This window comes from Saccharothrix deserti (genome assembly GCF_009769385.1).
Classification (GTDB): Bacteria; Actinomycetota; Actinomycetes; order Mycobacteriales; family Pseudonocardiaceae; genus Actinosynnema; species Actinosynnema deserti.
Window position 1 is genome coordinate 70,158 of record NZ_ML775960.1, and the last position, 19,982, is coordinate 90,139.

Here is a 19,982-nt window from a genome sequence, read left to right on the forward strand (position 1 = left end):
TGGAGGCCACATGACCGTGGTGGAACGGGTGCTCGCCGTGATCGAGGCGCACCGCGGCGACCGGGGCGCGTTGCTCCCGATCCTGCACGGCATCCAGGCCGAGTTCGGCTACGTCGACCAGTCGGTGATCCCGCTGGTGGCCAAGGAGCTGAACCTGTCCCGGGCCGACGTGCACGGCGTCGTCACCTTCTACAGCGACTTCCGCAGCGAGCCCCCGGGCCGTGTCACCGTGCAGCTGTGCCGGGCGGAGGCGTGCCAGGCGGTCGGCTCGGAGCGCCTGGTCGAGCACGCCGAGGCCGCGTACGGCGTGAAGGTGGGCCAGACCGGCGCGGACGGCGTGGTCACCCTGGCCCAGGTGTTCTGCCTGGGCAACTGCGCCCTCGGACCCGCCGCCCAGGTCAACGGGCGGCTGCACGGACGGCTCGACCCCGCCCGGCTGGACGGTGTGATCAACGCGGAATATGAGGCGAGGACGTCATGACCACCACCGTGTACGTCCCACGTGACGCCGCCGCCCTCTCGGTCGGCGCGGACGCCGTGGCCGCCGCGATCACCCGGGAAGCCGCGCTCGCGGGTCGGGCCGTCCGCGTCGTGCGCAACGGCTCGCGCGGCATGTTGTGGCTGGAAACGCTGGTCGAGGTGGTCACCGAGGCCGGTCGGATCGGGTACGGGCCGGTGACCGCCGAGGCGGTGCCGTCGTTGATCGCGAACGGGATGCTGGACGGCGGTGATCACGAGCTGCGGGTCGGTGTCGTGGAGGAGCTGCCGTGGTTCCGGGCGCAGAACCGGCTGTGCTTCGCACGCGTCGGCGTCACGGATCCGTTGTCGCCAGAGGACTACCGCGCGCACGGCGGGTTGACTGGGCTGCGCCGGGCGTTGGAGATCGGTCCGGCGGCCACGGTCGCGGAGGTGACCGACTCCGGGTTGCGCGGACGCGGTGGCGCGGGGTTCCCGGCGGGCATCAAGTGGAAGACGGTCGCGGACACGCCCGGTGAACTGAAGTTCGTGTGCTGCAACGCGGACGAGGGCGACAGCGGCACGTTCGCCGACCGGATGCTCATCGAAGGCGACCCGTTCTGCCTGATCGAGGGAATGACCATCGCGGCGTTCGCGGTCGGCGCCACCGAGGGCTACATCTACATACGGTCGGAGTACCCCGAAGCGGTGCGGACGTTCCGCCGGGCCATCGACATCGCCTACGCGCAGGGCTGGCTCGGGGACGACGTGCTCGGGTCCGGGCTGAGGTTCGACCTGATGGTGCGGGTCGGCGCGGGCGCGTACATCTGCGGCGAGGAGACCTCCATGCTGGAAAGCCTGGAGGGCAAGCGGGGCGTGGTGCGGGCCAAGCCGCCGATCCCCGCGATCACCGGCCTGTTCGGCAAGCCGACCGTGGTGAACAACGTGCTGACGCTGGCCTCCGTGCCCGCGATCCTGGCCGACGGCGGTGCGGCCTACCAGGCGCTGGGCGTGCAGCGGTCGCGTGGCACGCAGGTGTTCCAGCTCGCGGGCAACATCGCGCGCGGCGGTGTGTTCGAGACCGCGTTCGGCATCTCGCTGCGGGACCTGGTCGAGGAGCACGGCGGTGGCACGTTGTCCGGCCGGCCGGTGCGCGCGGTGCAGGTCGGCGGGCCGCTCGGGGCGTACCTGCCGGCGTCCGGGCTGGACCTGGCGATGGACTACGAGGCGTTCGCCGAGGCGGGCGCGATGCTCGGGCACGGCGGGATCGTGGTGTTCGACGACACCGTGGACATGGCTTCGATGGCGCGTTTCGCGTTCTCGTTCTGCGCGGAGGAGTCCTGCGGCAAGTGCACGCCGTGCCGGGTGGGGGCGGTGCGCGGGGTCGAGGTGATCGACCGCATCGTCGGCGGCGAGGACGTCGACGACAACCTGGCCCTGCTGGGCGATCTGTGCGAGCTGATGACCGACGGGTCGTTGTGCGCGATGGGCGGTCTGACGCCCAACCCGGTGCGGAGCGCGCTCCAGCACTTCGCCGACGACTTCACGCCAAGGAGGGTCACCCCGTGACGATCTTGAAGGAACCGGACTTCGGCACACCGGCGTCGACGTCCTCGACTTCGGTGACGGTGGAGGTCGACGGCATCCCGGTGACCGTGCCGGAGGGCACGTCGGTCATGCGCGCCGCCGCGACGAGCGGCATCGACATCCCCAAGTTGTGCGCGACGGACAGCCTGGAGCCGTTCGGGTCGTGCCGGTTGTGCCTGGTGGAGATCGACGGCCGGCGCGGCACGCCCGCGTCGTGCACCACGCCGGTGGCGGACGGGATGAAGGTGCGCACGCAGACGCCGAGGCTGGAGAAGCTGCGGCAGGGTGTGATGGAGCTGTACATCTCCGACCACCCGTTGGACTGCCTGACGTGTTCGGCCAACGGTGACTGCGAGTTGCAGGACATGTCCGGCGCGGTCGGGCTGCGGCAGGTGCGGTACGGGTACGAGGGCGAGAACCACCTGTCGCTGGAGAAGGACACCAGCAACCCGTACTTCGACTTCGAGCCGTCCAAGTGCATCTCGTGCTCGCGGTGCGTGCGGGCGTGCGGGGAGACGCAGGGCACGTTCGCGTTGACCATCGAGGGGCGCGGCTTCGAGTCGAAGGTGTCCCCTGGTGGCTTGTCGTTCATGGATTCCGAGTGCGTGTCGTGCGGCGCGTGCGTGCAGGCGTGCCCGACGGCGACGTTGCAGGAGAAGTCCGTGGTGCAGCTGGGGATGCCCAGCCGGACTGTGTTGACCACGTGCGCGTACTGCGGTGTCGGCTGCTCGTTCAAGGCCGAGTTGCGCGGTGACGAGTTGGTGCGGATGGTGCCTTACAAGGACGGTGGCGCGAACGAGGGTCACTCGTGCGTGAAGGGCCGGTTCGCGTTCGGCTACGCCACGCACCCGGACCGGGTGTTGAGCCCGATGATCCGGGAGAAGATCACCGATCCGTGGCGGGAGGTGTCGTGGGAGGAGGCGATCTCCTACACGGCGTCACGGATGCGGGAGATCCAGGCCGGTCATGGGGTCGGCTCGATCGGTGGCATCACGTCGTCCCGGTGCACCAACGAAGAGGTGTACGTCGTGCAGAAGCTCGTGCGCGCGGCGTTCGGGAACAACAACGTCGACACGTGCGCGCGGGTGTGCCACTCCCCCACCGGGTACGGGCTGAAGCAGACGTTCGGCGAGTCGGCGGGCACCCAGGACTTCCGGTCGGTCGCGGCGGCGGACGTGATCGTGGTGATCGGGGCCAACCCGACCGACGGCCACCCGGTGTTCGCGTCGCGGATGAAGCGGCGGCTGCGGGAGGGCGCGAAGCTCGTCGTGATCGACCCGCGCCGGATCGACCTCGTGCGGTCGCCGCACGTCGAGGCCACCCACCACCTGCAGTTGCAGCCCGGCACCAACGTGGCCGTGGTGAACGCGTTCGCGCACGTCGTGGTGACTGAAGGGCTGGTGGACGAGGCGTTCGTGGCGTCGCGCTGCGAGGGGTACGAGGAGTGGGCGGCGTTCATCGCGCAGCCGGAGAACAGCCCCGAGGTGGTCGAGTCGATCACGGGGGTGCCGGCGGCGGAGATCCGTGCGGCGGCTCGGCTCTACGCGACGGCTGGGAACGCCGCGATCTACTACGGGCTGGGCGTGACCGAGCACAGCCAGGGTTCGACGATGGTGATGGGCATGGCGAACCTGGCCATGGCCACCGGCAACGTCGGCCGTGACGGTGTGGGTGTGAACCCGTTGCGCGGGCAGAACAACGTGCAGGGTTCGTGCGACATGGGGTCGTTCCCGCACGAGCTGCCGGGCTACCGGCACGTGTCGGACGACGCCGTGCGGACGGTGTTCGAAGGGGTGTGGGGGCGCAGCATCCTGCCGACGCCCGGTCTGCGCATCCCCAACATGTTCGACTCGGCGATCGCGGGCACGTTCCGCGGGCTGTTCGTGCAGGGTGAGGACATCGCGCAGTCCGACCCGAACACCGCGCACGTGACGGCGGCGTTGACGGCGATGGACCTGGTGGTGGTGCAGGACCTGTTCCTGAACGAGACGTCGAAGTTCGCGCACGTGTTCCTGCCGGGCACGTCGTTCCTGGAGAAGGACGGCACGTTCACCAACGCCGAGCGGCGCATCAACCGGGTGCGGCCGGTGATGGCGCCGAAGACCGGCAAGCACGAGTGGCGGATCGTGTGCGAGCTGGCGGCGGCGCTGGGCTACGACATGCCGTACACCCACCCGCGCGAGATCATGGACGAGATCGCGGCTCTCACGCCGACGTTCGCCGGCGTGTCGTTCGCGGCCCTCGACCGGTTGGGCAGCATCCAGTGGCCGTGCAACGAGAACGCGCCGACCGGCACGCCGACCATGCACGTGGACTCGTTCGTGCGCGGCAAGGGCAAGTTCGTGCCGACGTCGTTCGTGCCGACCAGCGAGCGCACGACCCGCAAGTTCCCGCTCATCCTCACCACCGGGCGGATTCTGAGCCAGTACAACGTGGGCGCGCAGACCCGGCGGACGGCCAACATCGCCTGGCACCCGGAGGACGTGCTGGAGATCCACCCGCACGACGCCGACGTGCGCGGGATCAGCGACGGCGATTCGGTGACGTTGGCGAGCCGGGTCGGGGCGACCTCGCTGCGCGCGGTCCTCTCCGACCGGATGCCGGTCGGCGTCGTCTACACGACGTTCCACCACCCCGTGACCGGTGCGAACGTGGTGACCACGGAGAACTCGGACTGGGCGACCAACTGCCCGGAGTACAAGGTCACCGCGGTCCAAGTGGCCCTCCGCGCCCAGCCGGTGGACGCTGCCGACGCCACCGAGGCCACCGACGAGCTCGCCCCGGCCCGTGAGCGGGCGGTGATCGACTGACCATGAGCGCCACAACCCCACCCACGGTCCGACTGGCCAACGAAATCGCCCGCCAGTTCCACCACCAGCCACCCGACACAGCAGCCGCCGCCATCGCCAACCACATCGAACGCTTCTGGGACCCCAGAATGCGAACCGACCTGCAACACCACGCCACCACCGCCCCGGAATCCCTGGACCCGGTGGCCCTGGCGGCAGCCAAACTGGTCGGCTCCTGACCGCTGTCCGGGGTGACCGGCACCCGTCCACCGGGCGCCGGTCACCGGACAGCGCGGGCTACGGGATCGCCAGGGCCTCGGTGGGTGCGAGGCGGCTGGCTCTGATCGCCGGGTAGAGGCCGGCTAGTGCGCCGATGACCACGGTCGCGGCCATGCCGCCCAGTGTCGCCCAGGCGGGGACCACCGAGGGCCAGTCCTGGTAGGTGGCGTAGGCCGTGGTCACCAGGACGCCCAGGACTGTTCCGGCGGCGCCTCCCAGGGCGGACAGGAGGAGTGATTCGGCCAGGAACTGGGTGCGGATCTGGCCTTGGGTGGCGCCCAGGGATCTTCGGAGGCCGATCTCGGCTCGGCGTTCCAGGACGGATATGACCATCGTGTTGGCCACCCCTACGCCGCCTACCAGGAGCGCTACCGCGCCCAGGCCGAGGAGGAGTGCGTTCAGGGTTTCGTCGGTGGCCTGTTTGGCCGCCAGGGCGTCCGAGGGTCTGGACACCTCCACTTCGTCGGGGTGTTCGGGGTTCGCGGTCGCGGCCAGGTTCGCTTGGACGCCGTGCACGGCGTCGTCCCTGGATCTGGCGTAGACCGTGGTCGGGTAGCCGTCGAAGCCGAGTTCCTCCTCCGCCACGGACCAGCCGACCAGGGCGGCGGTGTCGAGTTCGGGCGCCAGGGGCACGGGGTGCAGGACGCCCACGACGGTGAACCACTCGCCGCCCAGGTGGACGGGTTCGTTCGGGGCGGCGACGCCCAGGCGTTCGGCGGCTTTGTGGCCCAGGACGACGGCCGGGTAGCGGGCGGTGGCGTCGTTGAGGAAGACGCCCTTGGCGACGGTCGCGCCGACGGTGTCCAAGAGATCGGTTCTGGCGGCCAGCACGCCGATGCCGCCGGACTGGGTCTCGGGCACGTGGTCGTTGCGGTAGACCTTCGCGTCGACCACCTTGCCCGTCGCGGTGGTGGACGTGACCGGGTCCATCCGGCCGATCATGCCCACCGACTCGGTCGGCAGGTGGGTCTGCTCGCCGAACAGGGTCTGACCGGGGCCGACGGTCAGCAGGTTCGTGCCAAGCGCGGCGAGGCGGCGGTCGAGGTCTTCGCGACTGGACGTCGAGATGCCCACCACCGAGATCATCGCCGCGATGCCGATGGCGATGCCCAACGCGGACAGCACCACCCGCGTCGGCCTGGCGCGCAGGCCCGCGCCGCCCACGCGCAGCACGTCGGCCGGTGAGAGGCGGGCCGGTCGCAGGTCAGCCATCACCCACCACCCGCCCGTCGCGCACGTCCACCCGGCGGGGCAGGGTCGCGGCCACCTCCTGGTCGTGGGTGATGACCAGGACCGTGGTGCCCGCCTCGTTGAGGGAGCGCAGCAGCCTCAGCACCCCGTCGCCCGACTTCGAGTCGAGGTTCCCGGTCGGCTCGTCGGCGAGCAGCAGCGCGGGCCGACCCACCACCGCGCGGGCGATCGCCACCCGCTGCCGCTCACCGCCGGACAGCTCGTGCGGGCGGTGCGTGAGCCGGTGCCCGAGCCCCACGGTCTCCAACGCCTCCACCGCGCGTTGGCGGCGCTGCTTCAGGCCCACACCCGCGTAGAGCAGGCCATCGGCGACATTGTCCACTGTGGACACGCCAGCGGTGAGGTGGAACTGTTGGAACACGAAGCCGATCATGCTCGCCCGCAACGCGGACAGCGCCCGGTCCGACAGCTCGCGGACGGCGTGCCCGTCGATGCGCACCTCGCCGTGCGAAGGGCGGTCGAGGGTGCCGATGAGGTTGAGCATCGTCGACTTGCCGGACCCGGACGGGCCCACGATGCCCACCAGCTCACCGTGCTCCACGGTGAGCGACACGTCCCGTAAGGCGACCACCCCCTGGTACTCGCGGCCGACATCGCGCAGCTCCACCACCGGTGTCATCGGGGCACCCCCACCTCGACGCCTTCGGCGATGCCCTCGCCTGCGACCTCCACCTGACCGGCGGCGAACAGGCCCGTCTCCACCGGCACGTAACGCGTCGCGTCGCCTTCGACGACCTGGACGCCGTACTCGCCCTCACCGAGGGACACCAGGGCGCCCACCGGGACCGCGAGGACGTTCTCCTTGCGCTCCGACACGAGCATGACGTCCACCGGCGCCGAGGCGAGCCGGCCCAACGCCGCCTGGTCGGCCACCGACACCACCACCTCCACCGTGGTCGTCGCGGTCGCGCCCTGCTGGGTCGGGCTGGTGGTGGCGGCGGTGCCCACAGACTCGACCTTGCCCTCGACCGACTTGCCGTCCGGCAGGGCGACGGTCGCCGCCACACCTTCGGCCACCAGGTGCTGCTTGCCCACGTCCAGCGGCACGACCACCACCCGCGTGGTGCCCGTGTAGGTGAGAACCGGCCCGGTGGCGCGGCTGCCGGGCTGGGCCTTCAACTCGGCCACCCGCACGTCACCGCCCGTGACCACGACGTCCGTCGGCTGCACCGCCCCCGTCTCCGGCACACCCAACGCCTTCTGCCACGCGCGCACCGCCGTGGCCGTGGCGGAGGTGTAGGAGTCGTCCACGGTGAAGCCGCCGTAGCCGAGCACCTGGAGGTTCTCCTCCAGCTGGCGGACGTCCTGCCCCGTGACACCCGACGACAGCGACCGGTACGCCGGTGTCGCGCCGAACAGCAGCGGAACCGGCCTGTCGTCCACCTCGTAGACCGCCTGGCCGCGCCCGATGACCGCGCCGGGCGCGGGCAACCAGGTGATGGTGCCCGGCGCGCCGACGGGCACGGGTGTGGCCGCGCCGTGGCCGAGCGTGCCGGTGACCCGTTCGGTGCGGGTCAACGTCGTCGCCGCCACCTCCGCCGTGGCTGGTGGCAGGTTCGCCGCGTTGGCGGGCGTCGGATCGGCGCCGCCGAACCCGACCGCGGCGACACCTCCCGCCCCGAGCACGACCAGGGCACCGGCTCCCAGGGCGATCCGCGAACGCCTGCTCATCGGCCCAGCACCGGGAGCTTGTCCTGGCACGCCTTCATCGCCGCCTGGAACGCGGGACTGTCGCGGTCGACCTGACCAAGGCCGCTCAGTTTGCCGCCGTTCGGATCCGGGTCGGACACTTCGACCCCGTTGTCCCGCAGGCACTGCGTGAACTCGCGCAGCCGGTCCATCATCTCCGGGTCCAACTTGGACAGATCCCCGCCGCCCGGCATGAACTCCCGGCACGCCTCGATGGCCTTCTCGACATCCGGGTCGGTGCGGTCCACCTTGCCCAAGCCGCCCCACTTGCCGCCGGCCGGGTCCGGGTCCGGCACGTCCACGCCGTTGTCGCGCATGCACCGCGCGAACTCGCGGGACCGGTCCTCCTGGCTCGTCTCCGCGCTCGACGACGGCGCCGCCACCTCCGCGCCGCCCGTGCCGCACGCCGCGAGCGACAGTGCCAGCGCCAGTGCGGCCGGCACGATCCTGCATCGCATGTCCCCTCCTTCATCGGTGGGGACAGTCGACCAGCGAGGCCATAACCAGCGCGTAACCGAAACTGCTTATGCGGAGGTTATGGGCACCGGCGGACGATGGTCCGCATGCGCATCCTCGTGGTCGAAGACGAAACGACGCTCGCGGCGACCATCGCCGAGTGGCTGCGGCGCGAGGCGTTCGCCGTCGACGTGGTGCACGACGGCGACTCCGCGCTGGAGCGCCTGTCGGTCAACGCCTACGACGTCCTCGTGCTCGACCGCGACATACCCCGCGTGCACGGCGATGTCGTGTGCCGCCGGGTGGCCGACTCGGGCGCCGAGACGCGGATACTCATGCTCACCGCGGCCGCCGCGGTGCGCGACCGGGTCGCGGGGTTGGCCCTCGGTGCGGACGACTACCTGCCCAAGCCGTTCGCGTTCGTGGAGCTGTCCGCGCGCGTCCACGCGCTGCTGCGCAGAGTCCGGCCGCCGAACCCGCCGGTGCTCGAACGGGCGGATCTACGGGTTGATCCGGCCCGCCGTCAAGTCACCCGTGCGGGTGAGTTCATTCCATTGGCCAACAGGGAATTCGCCCTGCTGACCGAACTGGTCCGGGCGGGCGGCGCCGTCGTGACCTCCGAACACCTGCTGGAGAAGGTGTGGGACGAGCACATCGACCCGTTCACCAACGCGGTGCGGGTGACCATGATGAAACTGCGCCGCAAGCTCGGTGAGCCGCCGGTGATCGAGACCGTGCCCGGTGTGGGATACCGGATCCCGTGATCGGCCGGTGGAGCGTCCGGGGGCGGCTGACCGCGCTCTACGGCGGGCTGTTCGTGCTCGCCGGCGGCGCCCTGCTCGCCGTCACCTACCTGCTGGTGTGGCAGAGCCTCAACGGCCGGCTCCAGCCGTTCGGCGACTCGATGAACCTGCGCGAGCTGCGCACCGCGTCCCCCGAGGACGTGATCGCCTCCATCCGCGCCGCCCAGGTCGACTACCGCGACGACGTGGTGGAATCCCTGGTCACCCGAGGAAGCCTCGCATTGCTGTGCGTGGCGCTGATCGCGGTGGCGTTCGGGTGGCTCTTGGCGCGCAGCGCGCTGCAGCCGCTGCACCGCATCACCGAGGCCGCCCGCCGGATCGCGGCGGGCCACGGCCTGCACGAGCGGATCCCGCCGACGGGCCCGCGCGACGAGGTCGCCGAACTGGCCGAGACGTTCAACGCCATGTTGGACCGGCTCGACCGGGCCTTCGACGGCCAACGCCGGTTCGTCGCCGACGCCTCGCACGAGATGCGCACCCCGCTGGCCGTGAAACGAGCGCTCATCGAGGTTTCCATCACCCGACCGGGCGCATCGGCGGACGCCAAGCAGTTGGGCGCGGAACTGCTGGAGGTCAACGCCCGACACGAACGGCTCATCGACGGCCTGCTCACGTTGGCCGACAGCGAGAACGAGCTGACCGAGCGCAGCCGCACCTCCGTCTCCGACATAGCCGAGCACGTGCTGTGGCAGTCGAAGGCCACCGCCGACCAGGCGGGCGTGGACCTGCACCACGACATGGCGCCGTGCGAGGTGGTCGGCGACCCGGTGCTGCTGGAGCGCCTGGTGCGCAACCTGGTCGACAACGCGATCAGGCACAACCACCGGGGCGGCTGGGTGGACGTGGACGCCGGACCAGGGGTCCTGGTCGTGGCCAACACCGGCCCGAAGATCGAGCCGTACGAGGTGGAGGGGCTGTTCCGGCCGTTCCGCAGGCTCGACCGGGTCGCCACCACGACGGGAGACCGCGGCCTGGGCCTGGGGCTGTCGATCGTCCGGGCCATCGCCGCCGCCCACGGTGCGACGGTGACCGCGACACCGGGGGCGGACGGCGGGTTGGCGGTGACGGTCAGGTTTGCCGGAGAGACGTGAGGAACGCACGGAAACGACGGTCCGCAAAGGTCAATCTGGGTCCTGGCCGTTTGCTGTCCCTGACGCTGGTCGTGCTCGGTCCCACGGCCAGCTCGACGCAGTTGTTCCCCGCGCCGGAGTACGAGCTCTTGCGCCACGCCTTGTCGATGTTCATGTGTCCTTCAGTGCGGTTGCCAGTTTTCTGATCAACGAAGCCGACTCCTTGGGCGACAGGGCGACCTCGCTCACGATTTCCTCGAAGTGCAACAGGTACTTCTGCACGTCCGCGCGGTTGTCCACCCACTTGCCACCACCCGCGTACTCCAGGTACACGGCCGAAGGATCACTGTCCTCGAAGCGGAGAGCGGTCGCGCCACCACCGGACATGGTCCCGTGGGCACCGGCGCCGAACGGGACCACCTGGATGGTGATGTTGTCCTGCCTCCCCTTCTCGAGCAAATGCGACAACTGCTCACTCATCACGCCGGCGCCACCGACGACCCGGTGCAGGGCCGCCTCGTCGATCACCGCGTGGAGGCGTAAGCCGGGCAGCCGACGCTGCCGGTTCGCCAGTGCCGCGGCCACCTGTTCCACGGACACCGAGGCGTCCATGAACCGCCGGCCCGCGAGCCTGATCGCCGCCGCGTAGGCAGGGGTCTGGAGCAGGCCGGGGATGACGATCATCTCGATGGTGCGCACTTCCGTGGCGTCCGCCTCCTGCCGGGCGTAGGTGCGTGCTTCCGGTGTGTACGCCGCGGCGTACACCAGGCGGGTGCCGTCCTGCTTCGCGTCCTCCCACAACGCCTCCGCCTCGCGCCGCTCGGCATCGGTCGCCCCGTAGAGCCCGAGCAGCGCGCCCAGTTCGGTCCAACTCGGACTGATGTACCCGTTCTCCATCCGCGACAGCGTCGACTGCGTCTTCCGCGTCAGCGCGTGGTAGTCGATCTCGGTCTTGCCCGCACGTTTGCGCAAAGCGTTGAGGAACTGACCAAGCTTGCGCTTGCGTCGGGTTTGGACGGCTGCCATGCGGATCTCTCCTCGCTGGAAAAGAACTGCGAACACCCTAGTGCGGTTCCGCGTCCTGCCCAGTTTCACTCGATCGAGCGCATATAAGGTGCATATACGCCCCAATAACATGAGCCCGCCGACCCGAGGGAACGGAGCCAGGCAGGCTCGCTCGCCGGCCGCCGTCCGGTGGTGCCGTTGGCGGTGTCGGGCACGCTGTGCGACGTGCCCGACGAACGCGACGAGTCCTGATCAGCGCGGACTAAAGTCTGACCACATGTACATCTCGCAGGTCCGACTGCGGAACGTCAAGGGGTTCCACGGCGCCCGCGAAGTGGATCTCAAGCTCACCGCACCCGGCTGGACGGTGATCGCGGGCCGCAACGGGTCGGGCAAGACGTCGCTGCTGCGGGCGATCGCGCTGGCCGTCAGCGGTCCCGCGGTGGCCCGCAACCTGGTCCCCGACTTCGAGAACTGGGTCACCGCCGGTCAGCGCGAGGGTGTCGTCCAGGTCCAGTTCACCCACGACCGCCGGGTGGAGAGGTTCGGCAAGGGCCGCCCGCCGGAGGGCAGGCTGTGGGCGGGCCTCGGCTGGACGATGCCCGAGGAGGAGAGCCGGCGCACCTACCGCGGCCTGCAACCGTCGCTCAAGGAGAAGCTGGAGGGCAGCAAGACCGCCGCCGCCCGCGGCCCGTGGCAGGACAACCCCACGGGGTGGTTCTGCGCGGCGTACGGCCCGTTCCGGCGGCTCGTCGGCGGCGCGGGCGACGCGCAGCGGCTGATGCTGAGCCCCGGCCCGGTGTCGCGGCTGGCGAGCCTGTTCCACGAGGACGCGTCGCTGGCCGAGGGCGTCGGCTGGCTGATCGAGCAGCACCTCAGGTCGCTGGAGCGCAGGCCCGGAGCGGAGGACCTGAAGACGGTCGCGCTGGGCGTGCTGTCGGACGGCCTGCTGCCCGACGACTACCGGATCGAGGGCGTCGACTCCGACGGCCTGTGGGTGGTCAGCGGCGGGCACCGGTTCCCGCTGCGCGAGATGAGCGACGGCTACCGGACGGTCGCGGCGCTCGTGGTGGACCTGATCAAGCAGATCCAGGAGTCGTACGGCACCCTCGAACACACCCCCACCGAGCACGGCATGGCGTTGACCGCACCCGGCGTGGTGATCATCGACGAGGTGGACGCGCACCTGCACGTGTCGTGGCAGAAGCGCATCGGCGGCTGGCTCAAGGAGCACTTCCCGAACATCCAGTTCATCGTCACCACGCACAGCCCCTACCTGTGCCAGGCCGCCGACCCCGGCGGGCTGATCCGGCTGCCCGGCCCGGACCAGCAGGAGCCGCCGCGGGTGGTCGACCAGGACCTCTACGAGCGGATCGTCTACGGCAGCGGCGACGACGCGGTGCTGTCGGAGCTGTTCGGCCTCGACACGCCCTACTCCGAACGGGCGCAGCAGCTGCGCGCCGAGCTGGTGGAACTCGAGGTCGCGGTGATCGGCGGCACGGCGGACGACCGCGCGGTGCGCCGGTACGAGAAGCTGCGGGCGCTGCTGACCAGCTCACCGGTGGCCCGCACGCGTGAGGTGACCGCGCGGATGGAACGCGACGAGACGTGATCCGACTCGTCCGGCCCGCGCTGCCCGCCGCGCTCGCGGACCGGCTGCCCGAGCTGACCGCGGAGATCGAGGAGTCCGGACAGCGGACGCGCACCGCGCGTGCGTTGTGGAAGCGCGCTGTCGTGCGACGGAACGTGCACGCGCCGTTGAGGCGGCTCTTGGAGGGCATGGCGCCGGGCTTCCAGCGGTGCATGTACTGCGGCGACAGCCAGGGCACGGACATCGACCACTACGAGCCGCTGTCGCGCAACCCGCTGCGCACGTTCGACTGGCTCAACCACCTGCTGGCCTGCTCGACCTGCAACAGCAACCTCAAACGGGACCGGTTCCCGCTGGCCGAGGACGGCACGCCGCTGCTGGTCGACCCCACCACCGAGGACCCGTTCGACCACCTGCTGCTCACGCTGTCACTGGGCGTGTACGTGGCGCGCACGGAGAAGGGCGCGGCCACCATCGACGTGTGCGGGCTCAACCGGCCGGTGCTCACGCAGGGGCGGGTGCACGCGCGACGGGTGGTGCTGATGTGCCTGGCGCGGTGGACGGCCGGGCGGGCGCGGGACGCCCGGGACGAGATGCGCGAGGCCGTGCTGACCGTCCAGGGCCAGCCGTTCGCCGACGTGTGCCAGGCGATGCTGCGGCTGGCGCTGTCCCCCGGCGCGGAGCGGGTGTTCGAGGAGACGCCGTGGGCGTTGGGCGTGCTGAGGGACGAGGAGCTGCGAGACGAGCTGATGGCTTGACCTTGGAGTGCGGTCCAGGGTTTACCGTCGGGTCATGCGTGTTGCTGAGCTGGCCGACGCGGTGGGGGTGCGACCGGACACGGTCCGGTACTACGAGCGGGCCGGGCTGCTGAGCCCGCCGCCGCGCACCGCGTCCGGGTACCGGGTCTACCAGGAGGACGCGGTCGAGCGGATCCGGTTCGTGCGGGGCTGTCAGCGGCTGGGGCTGAAGCTGCGCGAGATCGCCGACCTGCTGGCCGTCCGCGACACCGGCGTGTGCCCGTGCGAGCCCGCCGAGGAACTGCTGCACCGGCACATCGCCGAGCTGGACGCCGAGGTGGCGCGGCTGTCGGCGCTGCGGGACGAGCTGACCGAGATGGTGCGCGGTCTGCCCACCGGGCGCTGCCCGGACATCGAGCCGGGCACGTGGTGCCCACCGGCGTCGGCGGAGCCGACGACCTGACGTCAGGAGAGGAGGTGACAGGCGATGGATTGCGAGTGCGATTGCGAGTGCGGCTCGGGCTGCTGCTGAGCTGAACGAGGTCGGCGAGGCGCCCGCCGACCCGCTCCCGGCCCGCGTGTCCGGGCCGTGGAGTCCACTGTGGCTACGCGAGGATCCGCCGTGTTGACCGAGCGCTGTGCGTAGTCCACTTCGAGAAACCTTCGGCAACCTAACGATGCGCCCTTGTGGTGTCGGCTTTGAGCCGAGTCCTCGAAATCCACCTGAAATTGTCGGACCCCAGGTCCATCATGGCCCCCATGGCAGACGCAATCGTGGCCGAAGGGCTGGTCAAGCGCTACGGATCGGTGGTCGCTCTCGACGGCCTCGACCTCGTGGTGCCGGAGGGGACCGTCATGGGCCTGCTCGGGCCGAACGGCGCGGGCAAGACCACAACGGTGCGGGTGCTCACCACACTGCTCGAGTGCGATGAGGGCAAGGCGACCGTCACCGGGCTGGACGTCGTGGCCGACGCGAAGGAGCTGCGCCGCAGGATCGGGCTGTCCGGCCAGTACGCGGCCGTGGACGAGAACCTGACCGGCTTCGAGAACCTGGACATGGTGGGCAGGCTCTACCACCTGGGCAAGAAGAAGAGCCGTGACCGGGCACGCGAACTGCTGGAGCGGTTCGACCTGGTGGAGGCCGCGGACCGGCCGGTGAAGGGCTACTCGGGAGGTATGCGCCGCCGGCTCGACCTGGCGGGCGCGCTGGTGGCCACACCGATGGTGCTGTTCCTCGACGAGCCGACCACGGGGCTCGACCCGCGCAGCCGACTGGGGATGTGGGACGTGATCTCGGAACTGGTGGCCGGCGGCACCACGCTGCTGCTCACCACGCAGTACCTGGAAGAGGCCGACCGGCTGGCCGACAAGATCGCGGTCATCGACCACGGCAAGGTCATCGCGCTGGGCACGGCGAACGAGCTGAAGGACCAGGTCGGCGGTGAACGGCTGGAGCTGACCGTCGGCTCGGCGCACGACGCGGCGACGGCGAAGGCCGCGCTGAGCCCGTTGGCGATCGCCGAGATCACGCTGGACGACCGCAGCCACCGGCTGACCGTGCCGGTGTCCGGCGGGGCCGACGTGCTGGTGGACGGTATCCGGCGGCTGGACGCCGAGTCGATCAAGGTGCTCGACATCGGGCTGCGCAGGCCGACGCTGGACGACGTGTTCCTCACGCTGACCGGACACGCAACCGGGGAGAACGGCACCGAGGAGAAGCAGGGGGAACGGGGAGAATGAGCGCGTTCGTTGAGGCACTGGGTGACGGCGCGGTCGTCGCCAAGCGCAACCTCATCAAGATCAAGCGGGTCCCGGACCTGATCGTGTTCTCGACGCTGTCGCCGATCATGTTCGTGCTGCTGTTCGCGTACGTGTTCGGCGGATCGATCGCCATCCCCGGCATGGACTACCGCGAGTTCCTGATGGCGGGCATCTTCGCGCAGACCGTGGTGTTCGGTGCGACGATCACCGGCGCGGGCCTGGCCGAGGACATCCAGAAGGGCGTGATCGACCGGTTCCGGTCGTTGCCCATGGCGCGGTCGGCGGTGCTGATCGGGCGGACCACCAGCGACCTGGCGAACAACGTCATCGTCATCGTGGTGATGTCCCTGACGGGCCTGATCGTCGGCTGGCGGATCCACTCGTCGTTCCTGGAGGCGTTGGCCGGGTTCGCCCTGCTGCTGCTGTTCGCCTACGCGCTGTCGTGGGGCATGGCGATCGTCGGCCTGATGGTGCGCAGCCCCGAGGTGTTCAACAACGCCTCGTTCATCGCGATCTTCCCGCTGACGTTCATCGCGAACACCTTCGTGCAGGAGAGCAGGCTGCCGGGACCGCTGAAGACGTTCGCCGAGTGGAACCCGGTGTCCGCGGTGACGGCCGCGGCGCGCGAACTGTTCGGCAACACCAACCCGGAGGCGCCGGTACCGGACGTGTGGTCGTTGCAGCACCCGGTGCTGATGACCCTCATCTGGGTCGCGGTGTTCCTGTTGGTCTTCGTGCCGCTCGCCATCCGGCAGTACCGGAAGGCCGTGGCCCGGTAATCCCGGATCCGGGCACGGGCACGCGCAGGGGAGCTTGGGATCATCCCAGGTTCGACGGGCACGGGCTCGGACACCTTGCGGGGACTGGGAAACCCGGATTCGCTCGAATCCGATCCGCACGACGTCGGCAGTGGGCGCGGGTGTGGGCGGCGAGGTTTCGGCTGCACACAAGGATTTGGACGACGTGATCACACGGCAGGTTTCGAATCCTCTTCACAATGGGTAATCCGGTGGCATCACAGCCTAGGGAGATCCAGCCAAGGAGGCCGAGATGTCCACCGGCACCACCATCGGCGTGATCGTCGTCGTGCTGGTCGTACTGGCCGTGGCCGCGGTGTTGCTCAGGGTTGTCTTGCAGCGCAGGAGGTTGCGCGCGAAGTTCGGCCCCGAGTACGAGCGCGTCGTGGAGCGCAGCGACAGCCGGATGGCGGCGGAGCGCGAACTCGTGGCACGGGAGCGCGAGCACTCGAAGTTGGAGCTGCGCCCGCTGAGCCCCGTCTCGCGCGAGAGCTACGCGCGGAACTGGACGCGTGTGCAGGAGCAGTTCGTCGACGCGCCGACCACCGCCGTAGGCCAAGCGGACCGCTTGGTGACCGACCTCATGGCGGAACGCGGTTACCCCACCCAGGGGTACGAGCAGAAGGCGTCGATGCTGTCCGTCGACCACGCCCGCACGCTCGACCACTACCGCGAGGCGCACGCGATCACCGAGCGCCAGGACCGCGGCGAGGCATCCACCGAGGATCTTCGCGTCGCGATGGTCCACTACCGCAGCCTGTTCGAGGACCTGCTGGGCGATCCCCGCGAGGGCGAACGCCGGGAAGGAGCGCGGTGATGGTCAGCCAAGGCACCACCGCCGAAGACCAGCCCACCACCGCAGACCAGCCCACCGCCACAGACCAGCCCACCGCAGAGCAGGAGCCGGTCGAGCTGTACCCCGTCTCCACGACGGCCGGTGACTCTCCGCTGTTCTCCACGGACGACACGGAGAACTTCCAAGTCGAGTGGCGCGCGCTGCAGTCCGAGTTCGTGGACGACCCGCGCGAAGCGGTGCAGCGGGCCGACGAACTCGTCGCCGAGGTGATGCGGTCCCTCACCGACACGTTCGCCGAGCACAAGCGTGCTCTGGAGGAACAGTGGCAGCAGGGCGACCAGGTCGAGACCGAGGAGTTGCGGCAGGCCCTGAAGCGCTACCGCACGTTCTTCGACCGGTTGCTGTCCGTGTAACAGCTCCCCGTTGTGCGTCTGGCGACCCAGGTGCACAACGGGTGTTTCACGGCGTCAGCCCTGCGGTTGTCAGCCCTGCGGTTGTTCAGCCCGGCAGTTCCCGGATCTCCATCTCCAGGACGTCGATCTCGTCGCTGATCGCCTCGTCCAGCATCCGGTCGAGCAGCTCTGAGCAGTCCGACGACCCGACGCCGAACCGGGGCACCTGCTCCCACCACACCGCCGGGTTGTTCCAGAACGACCCGGAGCCCTGGTCGACGCCTTCGAGGCAGCGCAACCGCGAGTCACCGTCCGGCAACCGGCGGACGTAGTCGATGAACCGGGCCAGCGCGTCCGGGTTGCTCACCGGCACCGCGCCGTACCCCCGCAGGCAGTCTTCGAGTTCCGTCAGGAACTCCTCTTTGAACGTCACGGCGCACCCCCGCTTCCCCCGCAGCGTCGCGGGTGAGGAGGACTCACGTCCCATGGCACCAACGGTACCTCCGCCGGGACATGCGGAACTTACTGCCAATGGGCGGTTCCAGGGCAAGATTCGCTAACGACGAGCGCCCGCACTCCCCGCCACCGCGATTACCGGCGGCGTGTCAACGCGCCGCTGCGCCGCCGGTACGACACCGAACGTGAACGGCCGCACGATCACCGGGTGCGCCCGATCCGTCCGAAGTGGACTGAAAAGTCCCGCGGCCTCGTCGTCACTCCGAACGGAGACGGGCCATGAAGCTGAACCTGTCCCCCCGGTAGAGCGAACGGACGCGTTCGACCGGTTCGCCATCGTTGTCATGGGACAAGCGGTGCAGCAGGAGCATCGGCAGCGCCGGGTTCGTGCCGATCAGCAACGCCTCGCGAGGCGTGGCCAGCACGGTCTCCACGCGTTCCTCGGCCTCGGTGAACACCACGCCCAGCCGGTCCCGCAGGCACGCGTACAGCGACGTGGTGGGGTCGAAGACCTCCAGCAGCGTCGGGAACCGCGCCGCCGACAGGTAGATCGACTCCAGCCCGACCCGCTCCTCGTCGGCCAGCAGCACCCGCTCCAGGTGGATGACCGAATCGCCCCGCCCGATCCGCAGGTCGTGCGACAGCACCTCGTCCGCGGGCAGGTGCTCGACGGTGATGACGCTGCGCGCCGGGTCGACGCCCTGCCGTCGCATGCCCTCGGTGTAGCTGACCAGCGACAGCGGCTGCACCAGCTTGGGCGGCGCGACGTAGGTGCCGCTGCCCTGGCGGCGTTGCAGCTTGCCTTCGAGCACCAGTTCGCCGACGGCCTGCCGCAGCGTCACCCGCGACACCGAGAACCGCTCGGCCAGCTCCCGCTCCGACGGGAGCGCCGCGCCCTCGCCGAGCGCGTCGATGAGCCACAGCAGTTCGGTCTTCACCGCGTAGTAGCGGGGGATGCGACCGTGTTCGGGGATACCGGCGCGGACCGGCCCGTCCGCGCGGTACTGGGGCACGTAATGCGAAGCATGCACAAGCCGAGCCTACGGGCCCGTCCGCGCCGGTCAGACCGCTATCGGAGTGGGTCGCAGATCACGGAACGATCTTGGGCGGCTCCGGGATGGCGTAACCGGAACCACCCACGTTGGCCTCCAGCGACCTCCGCCACTCGCCCGAGTCGATCATCTTCTGAACGGCTGCGGTGATCTTCGCCTTGCTGGTGGGATCGTCCTTGCGCATGCCGATGCCGTACTCCTCCTTGCTGAACGGCTTGTTGACGACCCGCAGCAGCTCGGGGTTCTGCGCGGCGTAGCCGGCGAGGATCACGTCGTCGGTCGTCATGGCGTCCACCTGCTCGGCCAGCAGCGCGGTGACGCAGTCGCTGAAGTTGGGGTATTCCACAAGCTCCACGGACTGCGCGTACTGGTCCTTCACGTACTGCGCCGAGGTCGTGTTCGCCACCGAACACAGCTTCACACCACTCGTGTTGAGCGATTCCGGGCCGGTGATCCGCTCGTCGGTGTATCGGACCAGCAGGTCCTGGCCGGCCACGAAGTACGGGCCGACGAAGTCGATCACTTCCTTGCGCTTGTCCGTGATCGAATAGCTGGACACGACCAGGTCCGCGCCGCCGTTGATGAGCAACTTCTCACGCTCCGACGGGGTCGCTTCGGTGAATTTGACGCCGGATTCCTCGACACCAAGTTCCTTGGCCACATAACGGGCCACGTCGATGTCGAAGCCGCGGTACGTGCCGTCCAACCGGCGCAAACCGAGCCCCGGCTGGTCGTACGCCACGGCGATGGTCAACTCGTCGGAACCGCCCGCCTTGCCGACGACGGTGGTTTCGTCACCGCTGGAGCACGAAGTGAGGACAAACGCGGCGGAACACGCCAGGACGAGGGCGCGAAGCGGTGCCAGAGCCATTCTTCCCCTTTTCGGGAGCTTCCTCGGGACGCCGGAAACCTAAGCGGCCTTGCGGATTTGGTCCATAGCCAGGGGGAAGATAGGGGACACCTGATCGTTCAAGCGTGACGGTGGTGTCAAAACCGTGACCGGGATTGTGACGTC

22 protein-coding genes and 1 pseudogene are annotated in these 19,982 nt (G+C 69.7%); 14 read left to right on the forward strand and 9 right to left on the reverse strand.

The window, feature by feature from the left end; genetic code table 11:
• The first annotated feature begins 10 nt into the window (after positions 1–10).
• Genes FM051_RS02470 through FM051_RS02485 form a run of 4 tightly spaced genes read left to right on the forward strand, consistent with a single transcriptional unit; the run spans position 11 to position 5,071 of the window.
• Positions 11–481, forward strand: coding sequence for a formate dehydrogenase subunit gamma (locus tag FM051_RS02470; protein WP_158840194.1), 471 nt, complete (start codon positions 11–13; stop codon positions 479–481).
• A complete protein-coding gene (locus FM051_RS02475) occupies positions 478–2,025 on the forward strand; it encodes a formate dehydrogenase beta subunit (protein WP_158840196.1) in 1,548 nt (515 codons plus the stop codon). Before FM051_RS02470 ends, FM051_RS02475 begins: the two co-directional genes overlap by 4 nt.
• Complete coding sequence (gene fdhF / locus FM051_RS02480; RefSeq protein WP_158840198.1) at positions 2,022–4,853, forward strand: formate dehydrogenase subunit alpha; 2,832 nt, start codon at positions 2,022–2,024, stop codon at positions 4,851–4,853. The genes FM051_RS02475 and fdhF overlap by 4 nt, the downstream gene beginning before the upstream one ends.
• A gap of 2 nt (positions 4,854–4,855) precedes the next feature.
• Positions 4,856–5,071 carry a formate dehydrogenase subunit delta gene (locus FM051_RS02485; protein ID WP_158840200.1) on the forward strand — a complete coding sequence of 72 codons (216 nt, stop codon included), beginning with the start codon at positions 4,856–4,858 and terminating at the stop codon, positions 5,069–5,071.
• Between the two features lie 58 nt (positions 5,072–5,129).
• On the opposite strand, the gene FM051_RS02490 is transcribed toward FM051_RS02485, so the two are convergent.
• From FM051_RS02490 to FM051_RS02505, 4 genes are read right to left on the reverse strand one after another with little or no spacing between them, the layout of a single operon-like run.
• Positions 5,130–6,323: an ABC transporter permease gene (locus FM051_RS02490; protein WP_158840202.1), complete on the reverse strand. Its 1,194-nt coding sequence runs from the start codon at positions 6,321–6,323 to the stop codon at positions 5,130–5,132.
• Entirely contained in the window at positions 6,316–6,981 is a 666-nt protein-coding gene (locus FM051_RS02495) for an ABC transporter ATP-binding protein (RefSeq protein WP_158840204.1), read from the reverse strand. Before FM051_RS02495 ends, FM051_RS02490 begins: the two co-directional genes overlap by 8 nt.
• A complete protein-coding gene (locus FM051_RS02500; RefSeq protein ID WP_158840206.1) occupies positions 6,978–8,033 on the reverse strand; it encodes a peptidoglycan-binding protein in 1,056 nt (351 codons plus the stop codon). The genes FM051_RS02495 and FM051_RS02500 overlap by 4 nt, the downstream gene beginning before the upstream one ends.
• Entirely contained in the window at positions 8,030–8,509 is a 480-nt protein-coding gene (locus FM051_RS02505) for a hypothetical protein (RefSeq protein ID WP_158840208.1), read from the reverse strand. The genes FM051_RS02500 and FM051_RS02505 overlap by 4 nt, the downstream gene beginning before the upstream one ends.
• 105 nt (positions 8,510–8,614) lie before the next feature.
• Between FM051_RS02505 and FM051_RS02510 the strand changes: the two genes are divergently transcribed.
• Both FM051_RS02510 and FM051_RS02515 read left to right on the forward strand, forming a co-directional pair.
• Entirely contained in the window at positions 8,615–9,271 is a 657-nt protein-coding gene (locus FM051_RS02510; protein WP_202918651.1) for a response regulator transcription factor, read from the forward strand.
• Positions 9,268–10,401 (forward strand): sensor histidine kinase, encoded by a 1,134-nt coding sequence (locus tag FM051_RS02515; protein ID WP_158840210.1) that lies wholly within the window; start codon positions 9,268–9,270, stop codon positions 10,399–10,401. The genes FM051_RS02510 and FM051_RS02515 overlap by 4 nt, the downstream gene beginning before the upstream one ends.
• Here the strand turns inward: FM051_RS02515 and FM051_RS02520 are convergent.
• Entirely contained in the window at positions 10,379–10,555 is a 177-nt protein-coding gene (locus FM051_RS02520; RefSeq protein WP_158840212.1) for a DUF397 domain-containing protein, read from the reverse strand. The two genes, FM051_RS02515 and FM051_RS02520, sit on opposite strands and share 23 nt — an antisense overlap.
• Entirely contained in the window at positions 10,552–11,406 is an 855-nt protein-coding gene (locus FM051_RS02525; RefSeq protein WP_158840213.1) for a helix-turn-helix domain-containing protein, read from the reverse strand. Before FM051_RS02525 ends, FM051_RS02520 begins: the two co-directional genes overlap by 4 nt.
• 256 nt (positions 11,407–11,662) lie before the next feature.
• On the opposite strand from FM051_RS02525, the gene FM051_RS02530 reads away from it, so the two are divergent.
• From FM051_RS02530 to FM051_RS02565, 8 genes and pseudogenes are all read left to right on the forward strand, one after another.
• Positions 11,663–12,997, forward strand: coding sequence for an AAA family ATPase (locus FM051_RS02530; protein ID WP_158840215.1), 1,335 nt, complete (start codon positions 11,663–11,665; stop codon positions 12,995–12,997).
• Complete coding sequence (locus FM051_RS02535; RefSeq protein WP_202918652.1) at positions 12,994–13,734, forward strand: HNH endonuclease; 741 nt, start codon at positions 12,994–12,996, stop codon at positions 13,732–13,734. The genes FM051_RS02530 and FM051_RS02535 overlap by 4 nt, the downstream gene beginning before the upstream one ends.
• Positions 13,735–13,768: 34 nt before the next feature.
• Positions 13,769–14,176: a heavy metal-responsive transcriptional regulator gene (locus tag FM051_RS02540; protein WP_158840217.1), complete on the forward strand. Its 408-nt coding sequence runs from the start codon at positions 13,769–13,771 to the stop codon at positions 14,174–14,176.
• 296 nt (positions 14,177–14,472) lie between these two features.
• Positions 14,473–15,453 carry an ATP-binding cassette domain-containing protein gene (locus tag FM051_RS02545; RefSeq protein WP_158840220.1) on the forward strand — a complete coding sequence of 327 codons (981 nt, stop codon included), beginning with the start codon at positions 14,473–14,475 and terminating at the stop codon, positions 15,451–15,453.
• Positions 15,450–16,253, forward strand: a complete 804-nt coding sequence (locus FM051_RS02550) for an ABC transporter permease (RefSeq protein ID WP_158840222.1) — start codon at positions 15,450–15,452, stop codon at positions 16,251–16,253. The genes FM051_RS02545 and FM051_RS02550 overlap by 4 nt, the downstream gene beginning before the upstream one ends.
• Before the next feature lie 15 nt (positions 16,254–16,268).
• Positions 16,269–16,403: pseudogene (locus FM051_RS53915) on the forward strand (RtcB family protein); the annotation flags it as partial.
• Between the two features lie 121 nt (positions 16,404–16,524).
• Entirely contained in the window at positions 16,525–17,088 is a 564-nt protein-coding gene (locus FM051_RS02560) for a hypothetical protein (protein WP_158840224.1), read from the forward strand.
• Complete coding sequence (locus FM051_RS02565; RefSeq protein WP_158840226.1) at positions 17,088–17,480, forward strand: hypothetical protein; 393 nt, start codon at positions 17,088–17,090, stop codon at positions 17,478–17,480. The genes FM051_RS02560 and FM051_RS02565 overlap by 1 nt, the downstream gene beginning before the upstream one ends.
• Positions 17,481–17,565: 85 nt before the next feature.
• Here the strand turns inward: FM051_RS02565 and FM051_RS02570 are convergent, their stop codons facing one another.
• From FM051_RS02570 to FM051_RS02580, 3 genes are all read right to left on the reverse strand, one after another.
• Complete coding sequence (locus tag FM051_RS02570) at positions 17,566–17,946, reverse strand: hypothetical protein (RefSeq protein ID WP_238412092.1); 381 nt, start codon at positions 17,944–17,946, stop codon at positions 17,566–17,568.
• Between the two features lie 226 nt (positions 17,947–18,172).
• Positions 18,173–18,946, reverse strand: a complete 774-nt coding sequence (locus FM051_RS02575) for a GntR family transcriptional regulator (protein ID WP_158840228.1) — start codon at positions 18,944–18,946, stop codon at positions 18,173–18,175.
• 58 nt (positions 18,947–19,004) lie between these two features.
• Positions 19,005–19,838: a glutamate ABC transporter substrate-binding protein gene (locus FM051_RS02580; RefSeq protein WP_158840230.1), complete on the reverse strand. Its 834-nt coding sequence runs from the start codon at positions 19,836–19,838 to the stop codon at positions 19,005–19,007.
• Positions 19,839–19,982 lie beyond the last annotated feature (144 nt).

Excerpts from the sequence above, each read along its gene's own strand:
- FM051_RS02510 (WP_202918651.1), top strand. The coding sequence starts at position 8,615 with ATGCGCATCCTCGTGGTCGAAGACGAAACGACGCTCGCGGCGACCATC.
- FM051_RS02475 (WP_158840196.1), top strand. The coding sequence starts at position 478 with ATGACCACCACCGTGTACGTCCCACGTGACGCCGCCGCCCTCTCGGTC.
- FM051_RS02545 (WP_158840220.1), top strand. The coding sequence starts at position 14,473 with ATGGCAGACGCAATCGTGGCCGAAGGGCTGGTCAAGCGCTACGGATCG.
- FM051_RS02495 (WP_158840204.1), bottom strand. The coding sequence starts at position 6,981 with ATGACACCGGTGGTGGAGCTGCGCGATGTCGGCCGCGAGTACCAGGGG.
- FM051_RS02550 (WP_158840222.1), top strand. The coding sequence starts at position 15,450 with ATGAGCGCGTTCGTTGAGGCACTGGGTGACGGCGCGGTCGTCGCCAAG.
- FM051_RS02485 (WP_158840200.1), top strand. The coding sequence starts at position 4,856 with ATGAGCGCCACAACCCCACCCACGGTCCGACTGGCCAACGAAATCGCC.
- FM051_RS02500 (WP_158840206.1), bottom strand. The coding sequence starts at position 8,033 with ATGAGCAGGCGTTCGCGGATCGCCCTGGGAGCCGGTGCCCTGGTCGTG.
- FM051_RS02525 (WP_158840213.1), bottom strand. The coding sequence starts at position 11,406 with ATGGCAGCCGTCCAAACCCGACGCAAGCGCAAGCTTGGTCAGTTCCTC.
- FM051_RS02470 (WP_158840194.1), top strand. The coding sequence starts at position 11 with ATGACCGTGGTGGAACGGGTGCTCGCCGTGATCGAGGCGCACCGCGGC.
- FM051_RS02580 (WP_158840230.1), bottom strand. The coding sequence starts at position 19,838 with ATGGCTCTGGCACCGCTTCGCGCCCTCGTCCTGGCGTGTTCCGCCGCG.
- FM051_RS02570 (WP_238412092.1), bottom strand. The coding sequence starts at position 17,946 with ATGGGACGTGAGTCCTCCTCACCCGCGACGCTGCGGGGGAAGCGGGGG.
- FM051_RS02520 (WP_158840212.1), bottom strand. The coding sequence starts at position 10,555 with ATGAACATCGACAAGGCGTGGCGCAAGAGCTCGTACTCCGGCGCGGGG.
- FM051_RS02560 (WP_158840224.1), top strand. The coding sequence starts at position 16,525 with ATGTCCACCGGCACCACCATCGGCGTGATCGTCGTCGTGCTGGTCGTA.
- FM051_RS02530 (WP_158840215.1), top strand. The coding sequence starts at position 11,663 with ATGTACATCTCGCAGGTCCGACTGCGGAACGTCAAGGGGTTCCACGGC.
- FM051_RS02565 (WP_158840226.1), top strand. The coding sequence starts at position 17,088 with ATGGTCAGCCAAGGCACCACCGCCGAAGACCAGCCCACCACCGCAGAC.
- FM051_RS02490 (WP_158840202.1), bottom strand. The coding sequence starts at position 6,323 with ATGGCTGACCTGCGACCGGCCCGCCTCTCACCGGCCGACGTGCTGCGC.
- FM051_RS02540 (WP_158840217.1), top strand. The coding sequence starts at position 13,769 with ATGCGTGTTGCTGAGCTGGCCGACGCGGTGGGGGTGCGACCGGACACG.
- FM051_RS02505 (WP_158840208.1), bottom strand. The coding sequence starts at position 8,509 with ATGCGATGCAGGATCGTGCCGGCCGCACTGGCGCTGGCACTGTCGCTC.